This window comes from Chamaesiphon sp. OTE_20_metabat_361, assembly GCF_031364565.1.
This window is the reverse complement of sequence record NZ_JANLWO010000245.1, coordinates 1-5,191: the sequence shown is the minus strand read 5'-3', so window position 1 is coordinate 5,191 and position 5,191 is coordinate 1. Positions and strand designations below refer to the sequence as shown.

At 50.1% G+C, this 5,191-nt stretch carries 2 protein-coding genes, 1 tRNA gene and 1 pseudogene; 3 read left to right on the top strand and 1 reads right to left on the bottom strand.

Annotated elements, in window-relative coordinates:
* Positions 1–265: pseudogene (locus RMO35_RS07170) on the top strand (hypothetical protein); the annotation flags it as partial.
* A 103-nt stretch (positions 266–368) separates the two neighbouring features.
* On the opposite strand, the gene RMO35_RS07165 reads toward RMO35_RS07170, so the two are convergent.
* A tRNA-Leu gene (locus tag RMO35_RS07165) sits at positions 369–452 on the bottom strand.
* A 217-nt stretch (positions 453–669) separates the two neighbouring features.
* Between RMO35_RS07165 and RMO35_RS07160 the strand changes: the two genes are divergently transcribed.
* A complete protein-coding gene (locus RMO35_RS07160; RefSeq protein WP_309739669.1) occupies positions 670–2,937 on the top strand; it encodes an amylo-alpha-1,6-glucosidase in 2,268 nt (755 codons plus the stop codon).
* A 401-nt stretch (positions 2,938–3,338) separates the two neighbouring features.
* Positions 3,339–4,964, top strand: a complete 1,626-nt coding sequence (locus tag RMO35_RS07155) for a serine/threonine-protein kinase (RefSeq protein WP_309739668.1) — start codon at positions 3,339–3,341, stop codon at positions 4,962–4,964.
* Positions 4,965–5,191 lie beyond the last annotated feature (227 nt).

Below are 5,191 nucleotides of genomic sequence, written 5' to 3'. Positions count from 1 at the left end.
TCAATCCGAACTCAAGAAGTTGCAACCCGCTCAAATTGAAGCGGCAATGAAAGCCAATCGCATTACAGGCGATCCGCAAACTTTTAAGGCAACACAAGAGCAAAATGCCGCCACCCAAGAAAAAAATCTCACGCTGCAATCTACACTCAGTAGTAACGAGCGAAGATTGACTTTAATCAAAAGCGCCGTGAAGTGGGCGTTGGGTGCCTTAGTTACAGGTGTTTTATTCATGCGGATTTGGGCGGGAACCGACTGGGCACGATAATCGAGTATGTTTACTGCTGCGATGTCCGCGCGCGCGGAGATGTTAGTTAAATTTAAAATCGAAAAAGGCGATCGAATTTTATTCGATCGCCTCTTTTTTGTAGTGGGGGTGGCGAGACTTGAACTCGCACATCCATTACGGATAACAGATTTTAAGTCTGTCGCGTCTACCATTCCACCACACCCCCAGGTGTATTCATCCTATCGATAACTAGATCGGATAAATGTGTCACAGATAGACAATATATCACGAACGCACAGTCAATGCAAGCTAATAGAGACATTAAAATTGAGTCATCAAGCGGCACGATTCACGGCTAAAATGAGATACTTAAGCACAAATCGCTGCTAATTGTGCGCTCAAAAATTCTCGGTGTCGTCTACTCCATCTAGAGAGGTATTGCTATGTCTAATCCGATCGAACTTGAAGGAAGGAGCTTTATTCCGGCTAGTGAGTTAGATATTCCGGAGTGGGGGTGCGTGGTAAGCGATCGAAACCAACCCACGCTGACGCTCAAAGATGACGATTTATTCCTGATTACCGACACACTGGGCAATATTTCTGGCAGCTCTGGCGATGAAACGATCGCCAGTCTGGGCTTATTTTGTCGGGATACCCGGTTTTTGAGTCGGCTGGAATTGCAGATCGCTGGCCGATCGCCGATTTTGCTCACTTGCAATGCCGATCGGGGGTTTGCCTTATCGGCTTTGTGTACCAACCCCGGTATTCCGAATATCAAGGCAGAAACGCTCAGTATTCAGCGAGAACTGGTGCTAAATGGCAGTCTATTTGAAGAACTAACCATTCACAATTATAATACTACGTCCGTCAGTTTTGAATTGAGCTTAAGCTTTGATGCCGATTTTTCAGACTTATTTGAAATACGGGGCTTCAATCGCAAACAAAACGGTCAGTTGCTGCGCCGCGTCCGCACGGGCAAAGCCGAGGCACCTGTTACCGAGCTAACTCTCGCCTATCAAGGCTTAGATGGGGCGATTTTGGAATCGCATCTACAATTTGCACACCGCTTGCCCGATTATCTCAAGGGCTACACGGCGATCTGGCAAATCGAACTGGAATCCCATGCCAGTTGTCAGATCGGCTATCGGCTGGAAATGTTGATGAATAATCGCCCGGTGTCGCGGGTGAAAAGTCCGATGGCGCTGTTCCAAGCCAAAGCCGCTGAGACGATGGAAGAGGATAACTGGCGATCGCAGATTACCCAAATTCGGACGGATAATCCCGAACTCGATCGAGCGATCGAACGTGCGGAACAGGACATCTATCTGTTGCGCCAGACGTTCGATTTAGCCAGTCACAATACCGACAAGTCTCCGACTAAGGGGACGATTCTCTCGGCGGGCGTACCGTGGTTTTGTACGTTGTTCGGTCGCGATTCGATTATCGCCGCCAGTCAAATACTGATCTTAGATCCGACGATCGCCCGCGAAACCCTCATGGTACTGGCGCAGTATCAGGGTAAAGTCGATGATGAATGGCGCGAAGAACAGCCAGGGAAAATTCTGCATGAATTGAGAATGGGGGAAATGGCCCGGTGCCATGAGATTCCCCATACGCCCTACTATGGGACGGTAGACGCCACGCCACTGTGGTTGATGCTGTATGCGGAATATTATGCCTGGACGCACGACGCTGATACTTTAGAGCGATTGTGGGGGAATGCGCTCGCGGCGATGGAATGGATCGATCGGATGTGTGCCGATACTGGTTATCTGGCTTATTTCCGCACCTCGGCGCGGGGATTAGTCAATCAGGGCTGGAAAGATTCTGGCGACTGTATCGTCGATCGGCATGGCAAAATTGCCGTCGGATCGATTACGCTGTGCGAAGTACAGGCTTACGTCTATGCTGCCAAAGTGCGGATGAGCGAACTGGCGCGAATTCGCCAAGAAAACGACTTAGCAACGCGCTGGCAACAAGAGGCTCAAAGTCTCAAACAACGGTTCAATCACGATTTCTGGGTAGCCGATCGAGATTTTCTGGCGCTGGCGATCGATGGTGCTGGCAAACAAGTCGATGGGATTAGTTCTAATCCCGGACAATGCCTCCAGCACGGGCTATTATACCCAGAGAAAGCCAAAAGTGTTGCCGAACGGCTCCACGCGCCAGATATGTTCAATGGGTGGGGAATTCGCACCCTCAGCAGTCAGTCACCAGCTTACAATCCGATCGGCTATCATACCGGATCGGTCTGGCCGCACGATAATAGCTTGATTACCATGGGCTTACGATCGGTTGGTGCCGTCGATCAAGCTTTAGAAGTCGCCCAAGGGATTCTGGACATGACGGTGCAGCAACCTTACCACCGTCCGCCCGAACTCTTCTGCGGTTACGAACGGATCGCTGGGCAAAGTCCGATTCAGTATCCAGTGGCTTGTTCTCCCCAAGCATGGGCAACGGGTACCATCTTTCAACTCCTCCAGATGATGGTCAATTTAGTCCCCGACGCGCCGAGTAATTATCTGCGCATTCTCGACCCAGCACTACCTGCGAGCATTCATCGACTCTCGTTCAAAAACTTGCGGGTCGGCGCAACGCTCATCGATCTCGAATTTACCCACCGCGCTGCCGAAAGTGAAGGCTCGCGATCGACTACCTCCTGTCGAGTCCTCAAAAAACGCGGTAATCTGCGCGTGACGATCGAAGCATAGCTATACCCTTGGGAGCTGCCGCGACTGGCAAGCGACAGCTTCCAAATATCTAAATAATTAAGAGCGATTCAGACCAACTTGTGGGTACTTTAAAAATAACGGGGTCGATTGTCGCGATTTAGTTGCTTGACATCATGCCAGCAGCGATCGCCAGCGCCGCCCAATCCAACACAACATCACTAAGTAATAGCACAACGCGTGAATAAAAGCGGTAGAATTAGAACTGAATAGCCAAACCCCTTCATTGTCCGGTAACTCAAGCAATTTTCTGCGTTATTGCATCAAAATTGGAGTTTGAGCTAGTCGGATTTTTGGAAAATGATGGCAGCGCGATGTCCCCCTGCGGCAGCGGTGCTAACAAGAAATAAGTGTCAAGAGCAATGTTCAACTGGTGAGGCTCAATGAGCTACTGCGTAAACCCTGACTGCCCCCAACCTAAAAATCCGATCGATGCTTTCCTGTGCCAAGCCTGTGGCGCACGATTGCTCGTCCGCAATCGCTATCGAGTTACAAAGTCACTCGGTCAAGGGGGATTTGGCGCGACTTTTGTAGCGATCGATGTATCACTTCCTGGCGAACCAATTTGTGTCATCAAGCAACTCAGACCGAGCAATAACCACGAAAAGTTTCTGCGGATGGCGCGGGAACTATTCGAGCGGGAAGCCAGAACCCTCGGTAAAATCGGCAACCATCCTCAGATTCCCCGCCTGTTAGACTTTTTTGAAGAGCGACGGAACTTTTATCTCGTCCAGGAATATGTCAGCGGACATACCATCCATCAAGAAGTCAAACAGATGGGACTGTTCAAAGAAGAGAAAATCCGCGACTTCTTGATCGAAATTCTCCCCGTAATTACTTACATTCACTCCCAACAAGTAATTCACCGCGATATCAAACCTGCCAATATTTTACGCCGCGATCAAGATGGCAAACTCGTCCTCATTGACTTTGGCGCTGTCAAAAATTATGTCGCGCAAATAGAACCTCAAGAAGGAGTCGAGCAAGGTTCCAACACCCAGTTTGCCGTCGGTACCTCTGGCTACGCACCGCCCGAACAGTTGGCAATGCGACCGATCTTTTCTAGTGACATCTATGCGCTGGGGGTAACTTGCGTGTACCTGATGACAGGCAAATCGCCCAAAGACATCGAGTACAATCCCGCCACTGGCGAAATGATGTGGCAAAAACACGTCCAATTGGGCAAACACATGACTCAAGTCTTGGGCAAAATGCTGGAGGTTTCGGTACGCTATCGCTATCAGTCAGTTGAAGAAGTTCAACAAGCACTCGCCGCCACTACGGTCGCGGTCGATAAACGCAGCAATAATGCCGCCGCTGCGTCACATAACAGTCCGAGCAACCCTTTCCCCTTTCCCAAAGCTGCTCCTCCAGGTTTACCAGGCAGAGCCAACCCGCCAGTCCCAACGCCTACCTCAACCGCTTCGCAGCGGATGGCAGATGCGATCAAGCAACAGCGCGAACAACGCGACCCGACCAACATCAAAAATGGCAGCGAACCCAGCCGATTTGGTGCCGATATTAAGACCGGATTGGGCGGAATGCCCGTCATTCAAACACCACGCCGCCCCCAACACAAATTAGACGCTCAGAGTGTACTAGCAGCATTCCGACGCGGACAGCGCACCTTTAGCGAGATGGATATCAGTAGCTTGGATCTGTCCAAGGCGCATCTACCGGGAATTACCCTCAGTAGTGCCAATTGTGCCTATATCAATCTCCAAGGCGCAAATCTGTCCGCAGGTAAATTTGATAAGGCAGATCTCAGCGGCGCAGTCCTCAAGGATACCGTCCTCAGTCGCGGCTATTTTAGCTACGCCAATCTGCAAAATGCCGATTTACGCGGTGCCGATTTGAGCGATGCCTATCTCAATTATGCCAATCTGCACGGCGCCAACCTCTGTGGTGCCAATCTTAAAGGTGTCAAAGTCACTGAAGATCAGCTAAATCAAGCTAAAACCAATTTTATGACCGTTTTCCCCAATGGTAAGCGCGGCGGATTTTGGTAAGTTAAATTAGCAAGAAACTCTGTTAGGTGTGTTGGGTTTCATTCTTCAACCCAACCTACAGATCCTTGCTTAAACAAGCGATTTACGGCGTTGCTGGATTAAGGTATGATTAACAGCGATCGAGAGTAGAAATCAGCAGCCAGTAGAGGAGGTAGAATGATGGAATGTCCTGTGCTTGGGTCGGTTGCATGGACGGGGAACCCGTCCGCACCGACTCCGCAATGTAA